Origin of the sequence: Streptomyces atratus (assembly GCF_040655115.1) — a bacterium.
Classification (GTDB): Bacteria; Actinomycetota; Actinomycetes; order Streptomycetales; family Streptomycetaceae; genus Streptomyces; species Streptomyces atratus_D.
In genome coordinates this window covers 541,340-557,621 of record NZ_JBFAJH010000001.1, presented here as the reverse complement: position 1 = coordinate 557,621, position 16,282 = coordinate 541,340, and the positions used below count along the sequence as shown (strand labels likewise).

Below are 16,282 nucleotides of genomic sequence, written 5' to 3'. Positions count from 1 at the left end.
AAGCGTCGCGGTGCGCGCAGGATAGAGCATCGGCACCGGGTACTTCTGGGGGAACGGACACGACCGCGCTCCGGTCCCGTCGCCTGCGCAACGGTCCCGGAGGCGTCACTGAGGGATCCGCCGAGGTCATCGGCATCACCTTTTCACCCGAATGCTCCAGGTCAAGTACCGCCTCGCCGCGCGTCCCCCTCGCATGCCGACTCCCGCGTCAACTGCCACCCATCGCCATCACGTTCGACGAACCCCAGTGAGTGGAGTTCGTACAACCTGCCGAGCGCTTCGTCGGTGCCGGTCCCCGCGGTGCGGGCGACGTCCCTCGCGTTGACGGAACCGCGGAAGGGCAGGGCGTCGAGGATCCGGGCGCAGACGGCATCGAGCAGGTCCCTGGGAAGCAGCGGGCCGCGTCGGACGGGAGCGAGATCACCGATGTCCCCCACCAGTTCGGCCACCTCCGAGGCGTCCGTGACCAGGACGCCTTCGCCCCGGAGCAGTTCATGGACACCGGCCGACAGCCCGCTGGTGGCGGGGCCCGGAACCCCCATGGTGAAGCGGCCGAGCTGCTGTGCCCTGCGCGCTGTGACCAGCGAGCCGCTGCGGTATTGCGCCTCCACCACGACGGTTCCTCGCGTCAACGCGGCAATCACCCTGTTCCGAAGAATAAATCTGCTGCGTGTCGGATGACCGGACGGCGGCAACTCTCCGATGACCAGTCCTTGTTCCGCCACGCGTCCGATCAGCTCGGCATGGCCTCGGGGATAGGCGACGTCGACGCCGCAGGCCAGCACCGCCATCGTCGCCCCGCCGGCCGCGAGCGCGCCGCGATGTGCCGCCCCGTCCACCCCGAACGCGGCGCCCGACACGACCACCCACCCCAGCTCCGCCAGTCCCGAACCGAGGCTCGCCGCCATATGCGCCCCGTACGAAGTGCACGCGCGGGCGCCGACCACGGCGACGGAGCGAAGCGCCCAGAGCCGCAGATCGGGCCGGCCCCGCACCCAGAGCGCGGTCGGTCTGGAATCGCCCAGGTCGTCGAGCTGGCTGGGCCACTCCCGGTCACCGGGACAGACCAGGCGGCCGCCCACCGCGGCGACCGTCGCCAGGTCGCGCTCGGGCTCGGCGGACCCGACTCGCAACCGGTATCCGGCGAGCCGCTTCGGCGTCATGCCGCTCAGCTCTTCCGCGGTTCCGTCCCGGGAGGTGAGCCGCCGCATCAGCTCGACGGCCCCGATGTGGCGCAGCCAGCGGCCACCGTGCTCGTCCCCCGGCTCCAGCACGCGCGTCAGCGCAGCACGTGCCAGCCGCTCCTGCTCCCCCACCGTCCCCGGCGCACGTACCGGTTGCCGGTCGCCCGCCACCTCCGGCCCACACTCTGACTCCCGGTCGCCCACCGACTCCGGCGTCATGACTTCCCGCCCCCGCCGTGGTCTCCCGGCGTCACGACGCCCCGCCCCGGGCCAAGGCTCCTCGGGCGATCCCGGTCCGCAGTTCCAGTGCCACCGAGATGTCGGACGCCTCAGGACGATCAGCGCCGCGCAGATCGGCGACGGTCCATGCCACTCGCAGCACCCGGTCGAGTCCCCGCGCGGTGAGCAGCCCCCGCTCCATGTCCCGTTCGGCCTCCCTGAGCGCCCCCGGCGCCGCGAGCAGCCGGGTTCGCAGCTCATGACCGGGCACCTCGCTGTTGGTGGTCCAGCCCGTGCCCGCAAGTCGTTCTGCCGCCCGGGCCCTGGCTTCCCGTACCCGCGCCGCGACTACGGCCGTGGACTCGCCCCGGCCTCCCCTGCCCATCAGGTCCTCGCGCGTGACCGGTGCGACGACAACCCGCAGATCCACCCGGTCGAGCAGCGGCCCGGAGAGTCTCGCCTGGTAACGGCGGACCGACGACGGCGGGCATTCACACCCGGCGCCAATAAGGGTGTAGCGCCCGCAGGGGCAGGGATTCGCCGCCAGCACCATCAGAAATCTGGCGGGCAGCCGCACCACCCCGGCGCTGCGCGCCACCACCACATGCCCCGACTCCAGCGGCTGGCGCAGGGCGTCCAGCGCCCGGACGGAGAACTCCGGCGCCTCGTCCAGGAACAGCACACCTCTGTGGGCCAGTGAGACCGCTCCGGGCCTCGGCATTCCGTTCCCCCCGCCGACCAGCGACTGCATCGTCGCCGAGTGGTGCGGGGCGCAGTAGGGCGCCCGGGTGACCAGCGGTTCACCCGGCGGCAGGATGCCCGCCACCGAGTGCACCGCGGTCACCTCCAGGGATTCCTGCCGGGTCAGCGTCGGCAGAATCGCGGACAGCCGCTCGGCCAGCATGGTCTTGCCCGCGCCAGGCGGTCCGGAGAGCAGTAGATGGTGCCCGCCCGCCGCTGCGACCGCGAGGGCCAGGCGCGGCGTCTCCTGGCCGGCGACGTCCGCCAGGTCCGGGTGATGCCCCTCGCCCCGCGCGGAGACCCGTGCCAGTCCGGTACCGATGCCCGCGCCCGGCACCATCAGCCCCGCCAGCATCGTGGAGGGGCGTCCCTCCTGGTCACTCTCCTGCTCGTCGGGCACCGGCTCGTCGCTGAGCACGGCGATCAACTGCCGCAGGCTCCGCACTCCGAGCACCGACACTCCGGGCACCAGCGCCGCCTCGCCCGCGGTCTGTTCGGGCACGACGACCTTCCGGTACCCCGCCTCCGCCGCGGCGAGCACGGCAGGCAGCACGCCGCGGACCGGCCGCACCCTGCCGTCGAGGCCGAGCTCCCCGATCATCACCACATCGGAGATGGCCGCGGGATCGATCCGCTCGGCCGCGCCGAGTACGGCACACGCGACAGCAAGATCGAAGCCGCTGCCTCCTTTGGGCACCGAAGCCGGGGAGAGCCCGACCGTGAGCTTCTTCTGCGGCCACTCCGCCCCGGAGTTGACCACGGCTGCCCTGACCCGGTCCCGGCTCTCCACCAGGCTCTTGTCCGGCAGACCGACCAGGGTGAACGCCGCCACCCCCGGCTCCAGGTCCGCCTGGACCTCCACCACCACCCCTTCGACGCCGATCAGCGCCACCGAGCACGCTCGCGCGAACCCCATCAGGCCACCCCCCGCGCATGCTCGACCACCGGCGCGCCCCGTCCGGGCAGCACCACGCCGATCAGATCGATCCGCACCCCGCCCGGTGGCGGTCCGCCGTTCCGGTCGAGCCAGATCTCGGCGAGCCGCCGCAGCCGGTCCGCCTTGACCGGGCTGACGGCCGCCATCGGATGCTGGAACGCCCCCGCCCTGCGGGTCTTGACCTCGCAGACGACCAGCGCGTCCCCGTCCATGGCGAGGATGTCGATCTCACCGGCGCGACAGCGCCAGTTCCGTTCCAGTACGGCCATGCCGGCGTCGGTCAGCAACCGCGCCGCCAGATCCTCGCCGTACCGCCCGAGTGCCGCCCGTGCGTTCATTTCGGCACCACCTCCGGCACCGACTCTGACGCGTCCGGGTCCCGCTGGTGGATCTTGGTGGACAACTCAGCGGTTGTGGACAACTCGGCCACCCGAACGGAGGGGCGACCGCCGGAGCGGCTCAGCCGCCCGGGAGTTCGAGATCGCTCTTGTTGAGTTCCTCGATGTTGACGTCCTTGAACGTCAGGACGCGTACCTGCTTGACGAACCGGGCGGGCCGGTACATGTCCCAGACCCACGCGTCCGCCATGGACACCTCGAAGAAGACCTCACCCTGGACCGAGTGCACCTGCATCTCGTAGTCGTTGGTGAGGTAGAAGCGCCGTTCGGTCTCGATCACATATTTGAACAGACCGACGACGTCTCGGTACTCCCGGTAGAGCTTCAGCTCCATCTCGGTCTCGTACTTTTCGAGGTCCTCGGCGCTCATTGGCATGTTCCCCTTCAGCCGTGCGTCCACCTATTGTGCGCCAGGCTCCCCCGCCCCCGGAGGCTCAGACGATTTCGGGGGGCAGAACCAGTGGCGTACGCGGCGGACCCTCGTCGAGCAGCGTGCGCAGCAGCCCGGCGAGCCTGGTCGGGTACACCGTCTCACGCGCCGCCGACAGTTCGGCGGAGGTCCACCATCTCAGGCCCGAGACACTGCGCTGTTCCAGCCCGGTGAGCCCCCTCAGATCCGTGTCGGCCTGCGAGGTACGTGCCAGGTAGTACCACTCGTCCTGGTCCCAGCGCCGCCCGTCGAACGGGAAGGAGCAGACGCGCTGCCAGAGCACAGGGCCGAGCTCGACGTCCGTGATCCCGGTCTCCTCGGCGAGCTCGCGCAAGGCTGCCTCCTCACGGGTCTCGTCGCCCTCCAGGCCGCCCCCGGGCGTGAACCACCAGGTGATGTCGGGGTTGTCCGGTTCATGGCCGTGCATCAACAGAATGCGGTCGTCGGGGTCGAGCAGGATCACCCGGGCGACCTTCCGGTTCTCAGCGGGCACCAGCAGGCACCTTCCCGCCCCGTCCGCGCCTGCTCCGCGCGGACCGCGCCGCGATCGGCCCGTACGCCGCACCGCCGACGATGAGCACCACACCCGCCGCCACGGCCCCGAGCTGCAGCTCCAGCGGTCCGGGCGTCGACACTCCGCCGGGAAGGTCCGCGAACGCCTTCGGCCGCTCGATCATCCCGTTCATCGGCCAGGCGATGGCGTCCACCCGGGCCTGCACGGCGCTGCGCGGCACCGAGCCCTGCCCCGGGTCGTCGAGGTGGACCCGGGAGTCCAGGGAGCCGCTGCGCTCGTCCCCGAGGAGGAAGAGCTGCCCCTTGGGCACCTCCGCCGTGAAGTTCTTCACCGAGGCGAGGCCCTTCGTCTGCAGATACGGTTCCTCAATCGGCTTGCCGTTGACGGTGAGCCGGCCGCTCTTCTCGCAGCAGGCGATCCTGTCGCCGCCGATGCCCACGACCCGCTTCACCATGGGCATGTCGCCCCAGGCGGGGTCCTTGAAGACCACCACGTCACCGCGGCGCACCTCGGCGCCGTCCACCCGCTCCGCGAGCACCCGGTCGCCCGCGTTCACCGTCGGCGTCATCGACTCGGTCGGCACGGTGTACGGCTTGTACACCACCGCCCCCCAGGCGAACCCACCGAGGAAGAGCACACAGCCGACGGCCACGGCCAGCCCCGACAGCACGCTGCCGAGCCGACCGTGGCCGTCACCCGTACGTCCTGTTCCACTCATCCCAGCGTCCCCCACCCCGGAGATCGACAATCGCTGATCCGAGTCGGCACCCTACCCGGCAGTACGCCCGGTGGTCAGCCTCCTGCGACGCCACAACACGAGGGGCAGCGCTCCGGCTGCACCTAGTGCTCCCGGCGTCAGCCCCATCGCGGCGTTCAGCCCCGGCTGGTCGAAGGTGCTCGGGACCGGCAGGGTCGCCCAGCGGTTGATCGGCCAGGCCACCACGATGGCCCGGCCGACCACCTCGTCCGTGGAGACCGTGCCCTGACCGGGCAGCTCCTGGTGGTAGCGGGAGTCCAGGGAGTTCTGACGGTGGTCGCCCATCACCCAGATACGGCCCTCGGGCACCTTGATCGGGCCGAACGGCTCGTCGTTGCACGGGGTGTTCCCCGGGTAGATGAACGACTGCTCGTCCAGCGCCTTGCCATTGACGACGACCGGCCCGTTCTTCCTGCACTCCACCGTGTCGCCGCCGACCGCGATGACCCGCTTGATCAGGTCCTTCTCCTCGGCGGACGGCATCAGTCCGATGAAGCTGAGGAACTTCTGCGCAAGGTTCGGTTCCGGCGTCGACTCGCCGTCCACCAGCCAGCCGCCCGGGTCGTGGAAGACCACGACCTCGCCACGCTGCGGCTCCGAGCCGAACCAGGGGGTCAGCTTGTCGACCAGCACCCGGTCGCCCCGCTGGAGCGTGTCCTGCATCGAGTCCGAGGGAATCGAGAACGCCTGCACCAGAAACGTCTTGATCAGCAGCGCCAGAATCAGCGCGATACCGATGAGCAGGGGCAGCTCCTTCCAGAAGGAGCGTGGCTTCCCCGTAGCCGTACCACCGCCGTCCGGGGAGGCGCCGTCACTCTCCGCCCGGTTCGGCGTCGCCGCGGCAGGCCCTTCGCTCTCGGGCCGGTCCTCGGGTTCGTCGTGTCCGGATCGTGCGCCGACCGCCAAATCCCCCACATCCACTCCTCACTCCGTGCCACCGCCTGCCCCCTAGTCGGTGCAGGCCCACCACTCCCATAACGAGCGGGAGTTCCGCAGGGGTCGGGAGCCGGACCATTCCATTGAGGTCCTCGGACGACACACTATTCGACGGTGCGTACGCCACCGACGTCCCGGCGCGCGCGTCCGGGACCGATGCGAACGTCTCGGGCTCTTCCAGTCTCCGCCAGTGCCCGAAGGGCCAGGCGATGACGACAGCCCGTCCGACGACCTCGTCCTCGGAGACCGTGCCGTGATCCGGCTCGTCCAGGTGGAAGCGCGAGTCGGCGGAATTGGAGCGGTGGTCGCCCATGACGAAGATTCGACCGGCCGGAACCTTTACCTCGAATTTGAGCGTGGAAGGCGGATTGCCCGGATGCAGATAGGGCTCGTCGAGCGGTACGCCGTTGACGCTGACCCTGCCGCCCTTGTCGCAGCACTTCACGGTGTCACCGCCGACGGCGATCACCCGCTTGATCAGATCCTGTTCGTCGTCGGACGGCAGCAACCCGATGAAGGTCAGCACTTCCTTCACCTGTTTGATGACGACGGGCGGATCCTTCTTCGCGACGTTCTCCTGTCTCAGCCAGTTCCCCGGGTCCTTGAAGACGACCACGTCGCCGCGCTGGGGCTTGGATCCGAACCAGGGAGTCAGTTTGTCCACCAGCACCCGGTCGCCGATCCGGATCGTCTGCTCCATCGATCCGGACGGGATCACGAAGGCCTGCACCAGGAACGTCTTGAGGACGAGCGCGATGAGCAGCGCCACGGTGATGAGGAGGGGTATCTCCTTCACGGCGGACCTGCGCCGCCGCCGCTTGACCCGGCGCGCAAGTTTGCGCCGCTCCGCCCGGGTGGGCAGCGAGCGCGCGGTCGTCGGCCTGGCGCCGGTCGGCAGCGGAACGTCGGCGTCCGACGCGCCGCTTCCCCGTCCGCGGTTACCCATGCGTCCCGCCCGGCACCCGTACGGAGTCGAACGCGCCGGTCTCCGGGATCGAGCCCAGCCGGCCCAGCGGCCAGCCGATCCAGTCCACCCGGCCGATGACCATGTCGACCGGCACCATGCCACCGCCGGGCTCTCCGAGATGGTCACGGGAGTCACGGGAGTTGCTCCGGTGGTCGCCCATCATCCAGAGCGTGCCGTCGGGGACGACGATGTCGAAGGCCACCCGGGACGGTTCGTCGCCGGAATGGACATATTCCTCGTCCACCGGCTGCCCGTTCACCTCGACTCTGCCCCGCCTGTCGCAGCAGACCACCCGGTCGCCCCCCACGCCCACCACCCGCTTCACGAAGTCGGTCTCGGCAGGTTCCGCCAGCCCCAGGGACGCCGCCACGCCGTGCAGCAGTCCGATGACGGGGTTCTCGGCGGGCACCTCCTGGACGAAGGATCCGGTGCCGTCGAAGACCACCACGTCGCCGCGGTGCGGTGCGGAGCCGAAACGGTACGCCAGTTTGTTGACGAGCACCCGGTCCCCCACCCGCAGGGTGGACTCCATCGAGCCACTGGGGATCAGGAAGGGCTGCAGCACATAGTTGCTGAAGAGCAGCAGGAAGACCGAGCAGACGGCGCCGAGGACGGCTGCACTCCGCCACGTCAACGAGGCGAACCGGTCCGGGATACGCGAAGAGCGCGACCTCTCCTCCGTCCCTGCTTCGGGTGCGGAAGAGCGATCGCGCTCCGGGTGCTGTGCTTCCGTGTCCATCGGGGCCAGAGCCTATCCGGCCATGCCGTGGAACTGGGAGCCAGCTCAGTTGTCGCGCTTCTCCTTGATCTTCGCGGCCTTGCCGCGCAGCTCACGGAGGTAGTACAGCTTGGCGCGACGGACGTCACCGCGGGTGACGAGTTCGATCTTCTCGAAGATCGGGCTGTGCACCGGGAAGGTGCGCTCGACGCCGACGCTGAAGGAGACCTTGCGGACCGTGAAGGTCTCGCTGACGCCAGAGCCCTGGCGGCGGATGACTACGCCCTTGAACTGCTGGATACGGGAGCGGTTGCCCTCGATCACTCGCACGTGGACGTTGACGGTGTCACCGGGACGGAACGCCGGGACGTCCGTACGCAGGGAAGCGGCGTTGACGCCATCGAGCAGGGAAGCCATGTTGTCTGCTTTCTTCGCCGATGCCACAGGTCATCGGCGGGAGATCGTAAGGAGATGGGGTGCTGATCGCGTCGGGCGGGCGTCGTTCCCCCTGTGGCAGGGGCGCACACCGGACGTACAGCAGCGGCTTATTCTTCCACGGCTTCGGGCCTGCGCCAAAATCGGCCACCGGGCTCCGGCGACCAGCCGAGGATGGAGAGGATCTCACGGTCCTTCTTGTCGAAGACGCTCGCCTCGCAACGCTCGATCAGATCGGGCCGGTTGAGCGCGGTGCGGCGGAACGCCTCGTCCCGCCGCCAGCGCGCGATCTTCCCGTGATGGCCGCTGAGCAGGACGTCCGGAATGCCCCGGCCGCGCCACTCGGGGGGCTTGGTGAAGACCGGGCCCTCCAGCAGATCGGCCATGGCGCCGGGGGCGAAGGAGTCGTCGCGGTGCGACTCGGCGTTGCCGAGCACGCCGGGCAGCAGCCGGGCCACCGCCTCCGTGATCACCAGTACGGCGGCTTCCCCGCCGGCCAGCACGTAGTCGCCGATGGAGACCTCGACGACCGGCATCCGCGTGGCGTACTCGTCCATCACCCGGCGGTCGATGCCTTCGTAACGGGCCGGGGTGAAGACCAGCCACGGCCGCTCGGAGAGCTCCACGGCGAGCTTCTGGGTGAACGGGCGGCCGCTGGGCGTGGGCACCACGAGTACCGGGGACTGCGCCCCCGCCTCATATCCGTCCGCCAGCACCTCGTCCAAAGCATCGCCCCACGGCCCGGTCTTCATGACCATGCCGGGACCGCCGCCGTACGGGGTGTCGTCGACCGTGTTGTGCCGGTCGTACGTCCAGTCCCGCAGATCATGCACCTGCACATCGAGGCGGCCGCGGGCGCGGGCCTTGCCGACGAGCGAGACGTTCAGCGGTTCCAGGTACTCGGGGAAGATCGTGACGACGTCGAGCCGCATCAGGCTTCGTTCTCCCGCTCCGCGGCCTCGTCGTCCCGCGCGGAGGCGACCACGGCCTGGCTGTCGTCGATCAGGCCGGGCGGCGGAGTGATGACCGCGCGCTGCTCTTCCAGATCGATCTCGGTGACGATCTCCTCGACGAACGGGATCATCACCTCGCTGCCGTCCGGGCGCTCCACGATGAAGAGGTCCTGGGACGGCAGGTGCGAGATCTCGGTGATCCGGCCGATCTCGGTGCCGTCGGTGAGGACCACGTCGAGGTCGATGAGCTGGTGGTCGTAGAACTCCTCGGGGTCCTCCGGAAGTTCCGCCGGGTCGACGTCGGCGATCAGCAGGGTGTTCCGGAGGGCCTCAGCCGCCGTACGGTCCCGTACGCCCTCGAAACGCAGCAGCAGCCTGCCGCTGTGCACCCGGCCGGTCTCGATCGTCAGCGGTCCGTTCGCGGCCGGTTCGGTGGTCAGTACGGCCCCGGGGCCGAGCCTGAGTTCCGGCTCGTCCGTGCGTACCTCGACGGTGACCTCGCCCTTGATGCCGTGGGCGCGGCCGATCCGCGCAACTACCAGCTGCACCTTGTGTCTCTCCTGTCATACGACGACGGGCCGGGGCGGGCACATGGCCCTCCCCGGCCCGTGCCGGTGTTCAACTCTGTCAGCGAACCTGGTCCACGTCGACGAGGTCGACGCGGATGCCACGGCCGCCGATGGCGCCCACGACGGTTCGCAGTGCGCGTGCGGTGCGACCGTTGCGGCCGATCACCTTGCCGAGATCATCGGGGTGGACCCGGACCTCCAGCACACGACCACGGCGCAGGTTGCGCGAGGCGACCTGCACATCGTCAGGGTTGTCGACGATGCCCTTCACGAGGTGCTCGAGAGCCTCCTCGAGCATGCTCAGGCCTCGGTCGACTCGGCGGGCGCGGCAGCGTCAGCAGCCTCGTCAGCCTTCTTGTCGGACTTCTTTGCCTTCTGCGTGATGGCCTCGCCCTTGGACTCCTCGCCGGTGTCCTTGGCCAGGGCCTCGAACAGGGCGCGCTTGTCAGCCTTGGGCTCCGGCTGCAGCAGCGGCGCGGGGGCCGGGAGGCCCTTGTGGGCCTGCCAGTCACCGGTGAGCTTCAGGATCGCGAGAACCGGCTCGGTCGGCTGGGCGCCGACGGACAGCCAGTACTGCGCACGCTCCGAGTTGACCTCGATGCGCGAGGGGTTCTGCACCGGGTGGTACAGGCCGATCTCCTCGATGGCCCGGCCGTCACGGCGGGTACGGGAGTCGGCGACGACGATGCGGTAGTGAGGCGAACGGATCTTGCCCAGACGCTTCAGCTTGATCTTGACTGCCACGGAAGTGGTGTCTCCTGGTCTATGACGTGGTTGGGCACAACGAAGATGCCACGTGGGGTTGCGGTACTCGGGTGCCCGATGGACGCGTCAGCCGGAGGAGAGAGGGGTCCTGTGCGACTGTCGAGTACAGCTTGCCATTGTGCCACACCACGTCGGGTCACCCCACCGCGACCGCTGCTTCCGGGATTCGGAACGGCTTCCCGCAGCCACCGCAGACGATCGGCGCCTGGGCGAGGACCGAGGGAACGACCCGGACGTTGCGTCCGCAGTCGCAGACGGCCTTGACCCGCACACCTCCACCGGAGGAGCCGTGCCGGGCCGCGGGCCCACGGAAGGAGCGCTTGGTGTCGGCGGCGGTGGCGACCGTGTGCGCCTTGAGGGCGCGCTGCAGCCGCTCGATCGTCGGACGGTACCTGCGCTTGGCCTCGGCATTGAGCGTGACCAGCGAGAAGCCACTGCTGGGATGGGGCTCCTCGGCATGGTCGAGGCCCAACTCCTCGGCGATCGCGAGGAATCTGCGGTTGTGGTAGCGGCCGGCGCGAGAGGTGTCGCGGACACCTCTCGCGGCGGCGATTCCATGGACTGCCTCATGCAGCAGTCGCTCGAAGGAGAGCTCGGCGCCACAGGCGGACGAGGATTCTCCGATCAGGGACTCTGGCGCGGCAAGATCGGGCAGCTCGGGGTGGTACCGCTGAATGTCGGCCCACGCCTGTGCCAGCTCTGCGGCAAGTACAGGTGGTGTCGTGCTCACGTCGTGACAACGAGCGTGAGTGCCCCGGTGTTCCTATTCCGGGGCATCCCAAATAATTTGCACGTACCAGTCAGTTGCCGTTGATGCGCCCCGACGAGGGCGGGTGCGCAGATCTGTGGATAACTCTCGCAGCTCACACCAAGGTGGCACGTAGTGGCGGATACGCCCCGGTGTGTAGACAGTGCCTCCGCACCGGGGTCGGACGGGCTCCGCGGGCAGCCGGGGCGTCAGTAGGCCCGGGCCACGACGGCGACAGTACCCGGGGCGTCGTCCGACACCGGCACCGACCCGTCCTCGGCCACCAGACACCGTACCGACGCCCCGTGCTCCGCGAGCCGCGCCTCCCCCGCCGGGCCGAGGACGTCCCACGCAATACGCGCCCAGCCGCCCGCGGCCGCCGCCTCTGCGGCCTCGTCGACGGTGGACACCTCGCTGGTACGGGACTCGCGGCGGGTCCGGGACTCGCGCAGCAGCGTCGCCTGGTCCTCCTCCAGGACCGACGGGAGCAGGGCCGGCAGTGCCTCGATCGCGACCGGCTCCTTCCCGCCCGGGATGCGACGGGCGAGCATCGCGGTGCCGTTCTCCAGGTCGCGCGGACCGATCTCGATCCGTACGGGCACGCCCTTCAGCTCCCAGTCGACCGCGCGACGGCCGAACGGGGTGTCCGTGCGGTCGTCGATCTGGACCCTGATCCCGGCTTCCCGCAGCCGGTCCCCGGTCTCGCGGACCGCGGTCAGCACCGCGTCGTCCCCCTTGATCGCGAGGACGACCGCCTGCACGGCGGCCAGCCGAGGCGGGACGCGGAGCCCCTGATCGTCACCGTGGGACATGATCAGGCCGCCGACCATCCGGGTCGAGGAGCCCCAGGAGGTCTGCCAGACCAGCTCCTGCCTGCCTTCCCGGGACAGGTACTCGGTGTGGAACACCTTGGCGAAATTGGTGCCGAGCTCATGGCTCGTACCCATCTGCAGGGCCTTGCCGTCGCCCATCATCGATTCGAGCGTGAGGGTGTTGATGGCACCCGCGAACCGTTCGCTGGGGGTCTTGCGGCCGAGCACCACATCGATGCCCAGGACCTGGGTCATGAAGTCCGCGTAGACGTCCTGGTGGATGTACGCGGCGTAGTCGCGGGCGTCCTCGTAGGTGGCGTGGGCCGTGTGGCCCTCCTGCCAGAGGAATTCCGTCGTACGGAGAAAGACCCGCGGGCGCATCTCCCAGCGGACGACGTTCGCCCACTGGTTGATCAGCAGGGGCAGATCCCGGTAGCTCTGCACCCATTTCGAGAAGTACTCATTGATGATCGTTTCGGACGTCGGCCTCACCACCACGGGCTCTTCGAGGTCCTTGCCGCCGCCATGGGTGACGATGGCGAGCTCGGGTGCGAAGCCCTCGACGTGCTGGGCCTCGCGTGTCAGGTAAGACTGGGGGATGAAGAGCGGGAAGTAGGCGTTCTGGGCGCCCGCGTTCTTGATGCGGGTATCCAGCTCCTGCTGCATCCGCTCCCACAGGCCGTATCCGTACGGTCGGATGACCATGGTGCCGCGCACCGGGCCGTTGTCCGCGAGTTCAGCCTTGTTGATCAGATCCTGGTACCAGCGGGGAAAGTCCTCGGCCTGGGGTGTGAGAACGGGTGCCTTTGCCATGGCGCGCATCGTACGGCGACATCGCCTTTCCCACGGAGTGACGGGACCGGTCGTCGCAGACTGTCTCCGGGGGCGCACCACCGAGGCGCACAACCATTGCTCTCCACCCTCTGGACGCGGCCGCGGATGCGCAGTTCTCTGACATACGGGGGGTGCGGGCACGCGCACGCGGGGGCCGTCCATCACTCGGGAATGACCTACCTCTCGGCGGATTGGGGCGCTTTCATGACACCAACGCTCGTCCGGCAACACAGGCAGGCGGATCCGTCCGCCCCGGTGGACCCCGGAACCCGTGCTCGTGACTGGGCCGAGATCCAGGAGCGGATGCTCGCGCCGCTGTACGAAGCGGTGTACGACAGACTCGAAGTCGGAGCCGGTACGCACATGCTCTCCGTCGGCTGCGGCTCCGGGCTCGCGCTGCTGATCGCGGCCGCCCGCGGGGCGCGCGTCACCGGCGTCGACACCGACCGTGAACGCCTTGCCCTGGCCCGCGAACGGCTGCTGCCCGAAGCGGCGTGGAACGACGGTCCCGATCCGGCCCCGGCCGGACTGCCCCAGCTCTTCGCCGGTGATCCGTCCTCCGTCGCACCGACCGACGGCGACCCGTACAACCTGCTCACCGTGTTCACCCCGATCGGCTGCTCGGCGGGCGACTCCGAAGGGCTGCTGACCGTCCTGGAGTCCGCCGTGTCGCTGCTCGCCCGAGGCAGCTCGGTGGTACTGACCGGCTGGGGTCCCCCCGAACGGTGCGCCACCGCGGCCGTGCTCCGGGTGGCGGCCCGGCTCACCGACGGAGTGCGGGCGCCCCGCACAGGCTGCTGGCGCCCGGCACGCAGGGACGATCTGGAGGACGTGGCGTTCCGGGCCGGACTGAATCCGAACGGCTCGGGGCGGGTGGCGTGCCCGTTCGGCTACGCGGATCTGGACAGCGCGGTGCGCGGGCTGCTGTCGACGCGGCTGTTCGATGCGGCAGTGCGGGCGACGGACAGCGCCCAGGTGGAGAAGGAGGTCGCGGAGGCACTGCACCCTCACCGGCGCCCGGACGGCACGGTGTGGATGCCGAATGTCTTCCGCTATCTCGTCTGCACCTCCTGAAGCCGGTGCGACGCGGAGGGGGTGGTCCTACTCGGCCAGGCGCGGGATGCCGGCCGCCTGGTAGGCCGCCTCCTCGTCCAGTGTCTCGTTCTGCAGCAGCGCCGATGCCAGCGAGTCCAGCTTCTCCCGGTGCTCGCGCAGCAGTCGCTGCGCCTCGTTGTAGCACTCGTCGACGATGCGCCGCATCTCGTCGTCCCCCGCGTCCAGCTCGGCCGGCGCCGCCGAGAGTCCGTACGCCTGCTGGGCGTCGCCCGGGATCGCCGTCAGCCTGCCGACCTTGCTGCTCATCCCCCGGCGTCCGACCATGCCGCGCGCCAGACCGGCGACCTGTTCCAGGTCGCTCTCCGAGCCCGTGGTGACCACTTCGTAGACCAGTTGTTCCGCGGCCATGCCACCGAGGGCGCCGATGATACGGCCGCGCAGATACTGCTCGGTGTACGCGTACCTGTCGGCGTCCGGCGTCGAGAGAGTGACGCCGAGGGCCCGGCCGCGCGGCGAGAGCCCGCGCCACCTGGCCGAGACTCACGTCGTCGGAGAGCGGGATCTGCCGGGTGTGGATCTCCAGGATGGCCTCGCGGCCGGTCCGGTCGGGAGGGCTGACCTGGACGATCCGGTCGAAGCGGCCGGGCCGGGTGAGCGCGGGGTCGAGGGGCACCCGCCCACGGCGGATGCCCCTCACCTCTGTGCCCCTGGGGGCGTCGGGTGTCAGCCCGTGAACTTCTTGAACGCGTCGGGCAGCTCGAAGTTCTGGTCCTCCTGGGCCGCCGGCAGACCGAACGCGCCACCCTGCGCCGCCGCCTGCTCGCGACGGGCGGCCGCGGCCTGCTCCTCGGCCTTCCGCTTCATCGGGTTGCCGCTCTTGCGCTTGCCCTTGGCCTGTTTGACCTGCTTCTTCTGCCGGCCCGCGCCGCCACCCATGCCAGGCATCCCCGGCATCCCCGGCATGCCGCCGCCCTGCGCCATCTTCGACATCATCTTGCGCGCCTCGAAGAACCGCTCCACCAGATTCTTCACAGCGGACACCTCGACACCGGAGCCCTTGGCGATACGGGCCCGGCGCGACCCGTTGATGATCGTCGGTTCCTGGCGCTCGTGCGGCGTCATCGACTTGATGATCGCGGCGGTACGGTCCACGTCGCGCTCGTCGATGTTGTTGATCTGGTCCTTGATCTGCCCCATGCCGGGCAGCATGCCGAGCAGCTTGGAGATGGAGCCCATCTTCCTGACCTGCTCCATCTGGGCCAGGAAGTCGTCGAGCGTGAAGTCCTTGCCCTTGCTGGACGCCAGCTTGGAGGCCATTTTGGCGGCCTCTTCCTGGCTGAAGGTCTTCTCCGCCTGCTCGATCAGGGTGAGCAGGTCACCCATGTCGAGGATGCGGGACGCCATGCGGTCGGGGTGGAAGGCGTCGAAGTCCTCGAGCTTCTCACCGTTCGACGCGAACATGATCTGCTTGCCCGTGACGTGGGCGATCGACAGGGCCGCACCACCGCGGGCGTCACCGTCGAGCTTGGAGAGCACCACGCCGTCGAAGCCGACGCCGTCACGGAAGGCCTCGGCGGTGTTGACCGCGTCCTGGCCGATCATCGCGTCGACGACGAAGAGGATCTCGTCGGGGCTGACGGCGTCGCGGATGTCCGCGGCCTGCTGCATCAGCTCCTGGTCGATACCGAGGCGGCCGGCGGTGTCGACGACGACCACGTCGTACTGCTTGGCGCGGGCGTGCTCGATGGACTCCTTGGCGACCTGGACCGGGTCACCGACGCCGTTGCCCGGCTGCGGGGCGTAGACCGCGACACCCGCGCGGTCGGCGACGACGCTCAGCTGATTGACGGCGTTGGGGCGCTGGAGGTCACAGGCGACGAGCAGCGGGGAGTGACCCTGGCCCTTGAGCCAGAGGCCGAGCTTTCCGGCGAGGGTGGTCTTACCGGCACCCTGCAGACCCGCGAGCATGATCACGGTGGGCGGGTTCTTGGCGAACCGCAGCCGCCGCGTCTCGCCACCGAGGATGCCGACAAGCTCCTCGTTGACGATCTTGACGACCTGCTGGGCGGGGTTCAGCGCCTGGGAGACCTCGACGCCGCGCGCCCGCTCCTTGACATTGGCGATGAAGGCGCGCACGACGGGAAGCGCGACATCGGCCTCGAGCAGGGCGATACGGATCTCGCGGGCCGTGGCGTCGATGTCCGCCTCGGACAAGCGGCCCTTGCCCCTGAGGTTCTTGAAAGTCGCGCTAAGGCGGTCGGAGAGAGTATCGAACACGGCGCTCGTCGGTCCTCAGGGTCGGGGTCGGG

Annotated in this window: 18 protein-coding genes and 1 pseudogene; 1 reads left to right on the top strand and 18 read right to left on the bottom strand. The window is 69.5% G+C overall.

Going from position 1 to position 16,282, the window contains the following annotated elements:
• Positions 1 to 161: 161 nt before the first annotated feature.
• From dprA to proS, 16 genes are all read right to left on the bottom strand, one after another.
• Positions 162 to 1,403, bottom strand: a complete 1,242-nt coding sequence (gene dprA / locus AB0I23_RS02595) for a DNA-processing protein DprA (RefSeq protein WP_359106123.1) — start codon at positions 1,401 to 1,403, stop codon at positions 162 to 164.
• 31 nt (positions 1,404 to 1,434) lie between these two features.
• Positions 1,435 to 3,060: a YifB family Mg chelatase-like AAA ATPase gene (locus tag AB0I23_RS02590; protein ID WP_359106121.1), complete on the bottom strand. Its 1,626-nt coding sequence runs from the start codon at positions 3,058 to 3,060 to the stop codon at positions 1,435 to 1,437.
• Positions 3,060 to 3,419, bottom strand: coding sequence for a YraN family protein (locus tag AB0I23_RS02585; protein ID WP_359106119.1), 360 nt, complete (start codon positions 3,417 to 3,419; stop codon positions 3,060 to 3,062). The genes AB0I23_RS02590 and AB0I23_RS02585 overlap by 1 nt, the downstream gene beginning before the upstream one ends.
• 121 nt (positions 3,420 to 3,540) lie before the next feature.
• The gene (locus AB0I23_RS02580) at positions 3,541 to 3,849 is read right to left on the bottom strand and encodes a DUF2469 domain-containing protein (protein WP_003965949.1); all 309 of its coding nucleotides are present in this window, start codon (positions 3,847 to 3,849) and stop codon (positions 3,541 to 3,543) included.
• 64 nt (positions 3,850 to 3,913) lie between these two features.
• Positions 3,914 to 4,402, bottom strand: a complete 489-nt coding sequence (locus AB0I23_RS02575; protein ID WP_359106117.1) for an NUDIX hydrolase — start codon at positions 4,400 to 4,402, stop codon at positions 3,914 to 3,916.
• On the bottom strand, positions 4,392 to 5,141 hold the full coding sequence (gene lepB / locus AB0I23_RS02570; protein WP_359106115.1) for a signal peptidase I: 750 nt from the start codon (positions 5,139 to 5,141) through the stop codon (positions 4,392 to 4,394). The genes AB0I23_RS02575 and lepB (AB0I23_RS02570) overlap by 11 nt, the downstream gene beginning before the upstream one ends.
• 51 nt (positions 5,142 to 5,192) lie before the next feature.
• Complete coding sequence (gene lepB / locus AB0I23_RS02565) at positions 5,193 to 6,086, bottom strand: signal peptidase I (RefSeq protein WP_359106255.1); 894 nt, start codon at positions 6,084 to 6,086, stop codon at positions 5,193 to 5,195.
• The gene (lepB, locus tag AB0I23_RS02560) at positions 5,992 to 7,062 is read right to left on the bottom strand and encodes a signal peptidase I (RefSeq protein WP_359106113.1); all 1,071 of its coding nucleotides are present in this window, start codon (positions 7,060 to 7,062) and stop codon (positions 5,992 to 5,994) included. Before lepB (AB0I23_RS02560) ends, lepB (AB0I23_RS02565) begins: the two co-directional genes overlap by 95 nt.
• Positions 7,055 to 7,822 (bottom strand): signal peptidase I, encoded by a 768-nt coding sequence (gene lepB, locus AB0I23_RS02555; RefSeq protein WP_359106111.1) that lies wholly within the window; start codon positions 7,820 to 7,822, stop codon positions 7,055 to 7,057. Before lepB (AB0I23_RS02555) ends, lepB (AB0I23_RS02560) begins: the two co-directional genes overlap by 8 nt.
• A gap of 45 nt (positions 7,823 to 7,867) precedes the next feature.
• A complete protein-coding gene (gene rplS / locus AB0I23_RS02550; RefSeq protein WP_093899094.1) occupies positions 7,868 to 8,218 on the bottom strand; it encodes a 50S ribosomal protein L19 in 351 nt (116 codons plus the stop codon).
• Positions 8,219 to 8,346: 128 nt separating this feature from the next.
• Positions 8,347 to 9,168: a tRNA (guanosine(37)-N1)-methyltransferase TrmD gene (trmD, locus tag AB0I23_RS02545; protein ID WP_359106109.1), complete on the bottom strand. Its 822-nt coding sequence runs from the start codon at positions 9,166 to 9,168 to the stop codon at positions 8,347 to 8,349.
• Positions 9,168 to 9,737, bottom strand: a complete 570-nt coding sequence (gene rimM / locus AB0I23_RS02540; protein ID WP_359106107.1) for a ribosome maturation factor RimM — start codon at positions 9,735 to 9,737, stop codon at positions 9,168 to 9,170. The genes trmD and rimM overlap by 1 nt, the downstream gene beginning before the upstream one ends.
• A 79-nt stretch (positions 9,738 to 9,816) precedes the next feature.
• Complete coding sequence (locus AB0I23_RS02535; protein WP_005311361.1) at positions 9,817 to 10,056, bottom strand: RNA-binding protein; 240 nt, start codon at positions 10,054 to 10,056, stop codon at positions 9,817 to 9,819.
• A gap of 2 nt (positions 10,057 to 10,058) precedes the next feature.
• Positions 10,059 to 10,502 (bottom strand): 30S ribosomal protein S16, encoded by a 444-nt coding sequence (gene rpsP, locus AB0I23_RS02530; protein ID WP_037689851.1) that lies wholly within the window; start codon positions 10,500 to 10,502, stop codon positions 10,059 to 10,061.
• Positions 10,503 to 10,659: 157 nt separating this feature from the next.
• On the bottom strand, positions 10,660 to 11,253 hold the full coding sequence (locus tag AB0I23_RS02525; protein ID WP_359106105.1) for a hypothetical protein: 594 nt from the start codon (positions 11,251 to 11,253) through the stop codon (positions 10,660 to 10,662).
• Between the two features lie 227 nt (positions 11,254 to 11,480).
• Positions 11,481 to 12,896 (bottom strand): proline--tRNA ligase, encoded by a 1,416-nt coding sequence (gene proS, locus AB0I23_RS02520; RefSeq protein ID WP_359106103.1) that lies wholly within the window; start codon positions 12,894 to 12,896, stop codon positions 11,481 to 11,483.
• 225 nt (positions 12,897 to 13,121) lie between these two features.
• Between proS and AB0I23_RS02515 the strand changes: the two genes are divergently transcribed.
• The gene (locus AB0I23_RS02515) at positions 13,122 to 13,991 is read left to right on the top strand and encodes a methyltransferase domain-containing protein (protein ID WP_359106101.1); all 870 of its coding nucleotides are present in this window, start codon (positions 13,122 to 13,124) and stop codon (positions 13,989 to 13,991) included.
• A gap of 27 nt (positions 13,992 to 14,018) precedes the next feature.
• Here the strand turns inward: AB0I23_RS02515 and AB0I23_RS02510 are convergent.
• Both AB0I23_RS02510 and ffh read right to left on the bottom strand, forming a co-directional pair.
• Positions 14,019 to 14,640 (bottom strand): annotated as a pseudogene (locus AB0I23_RS02510) (hypothetical protein); the annotation flags it as partial.
• A gap of 56 nt (positions 14,641 to 14,696) precedes the next feature.
• The gene (gene ffh, locus AB0I23_RS02505) at positions 14,697 to 16,250 is read right to left on the bottom strand and encodes a signal recognition particle protein (protein WP_037689858.1); all 1,554 of its coding nucleotides are present in this window, start codon (positions 16,248 to 16,250) and stop codon (positions 14,697 to 14,699) included.
• Positions 16,251 to 16,282: the final 32 nt, after the last annotated feature.

Excerpts from the sequence above, each read along its gene's own strand:
- dprA (WP_359106123.1), bottom strand. The coding sequence starts at position 1,403 with ATGACGCCGGAGTCGGTGGGCGACCGGGAGTCAGAGTGTGGGCCGGAG.
- AB0I23_RS02590 (WP_359106121.1), bottom strand. The coding sequence starts at position 3,060 with ATGGGGTTCGCGCGAGCGTGCTCGGTGGCGCTGATCGGCGTCGAAGGG.
- AB0I23_RS02585 (WP_359106119.1), bottom strand. The coding sequence starts at position 3,419 with ATGAACGCACGGGCGGCACTCGGGCGGTACGGCGAGGATCTGGCGGCG.
- AB0I23_RS02580 (WP_003965949.1), bottom strand. The coding sequence starts at position 3,849 with ATGAGCGCCGAGGACCTCGAAAAGTACGAGACCGAGATGGAGCTGAAG.
- lepB (WP_359106115.1), bottom strand. The coding sequence starts at position 5,141 with ATGAGTGGAACAGGACGTACGGGTGACGGCCACGGTCGGCTCGGCAGC.
- lepB (WP_359106113.1), bottom strand. The coding sequence starts at position 7,062 with ATGGGTAACCGCGGACGGGGAAGCGGCGCGTCGGACGCCGACGTTCCG.
- lepB (WP_359106111.1), bottom strand. The coding sequence starts at position 7,822 with ATGGACACGGAAGCACAGCACCCGGAGCGCGATCGCTCTTCCGCACCC.
- rplS (WP_093899094.1), bottom strand. The coding sequence starts at position 8,218 with ATGGCTTCCCTGCTCGATGGCGTCAACGCCGCTTCCCTGCGTACGGAC.
- trmD (WP_359106109.1), bottom strand. The coding sequence starts at position 9,168 with ATGCGGCTCGACGTCGTCACGATCTTCCCCGAGTACCTGGAACCGCTG.
- AB0I23_RS02535 (WP_005311361.1), bottom strand. The coding sequence starts at position 10,056 with ATGCTCGAGGAGGCTCTCGAGCACCTCGTGAAGGGCATCGTCGACAAC.
- proS (WP_359106103.1), bottom strand. The coding sequence starts at position 12,896 with ATGGCAAAGGCACCCGTTCTCACACCCCAGGCCGAGGACTTTCCCCGC.
- AB0I23_RS02515 (WP_359106101.1), top strand. The coding sequence starts at position 13,122 with ATGACACCAACGCTCGTCCGGCAACACAGGCAGGCGGATCCGTCCGCC.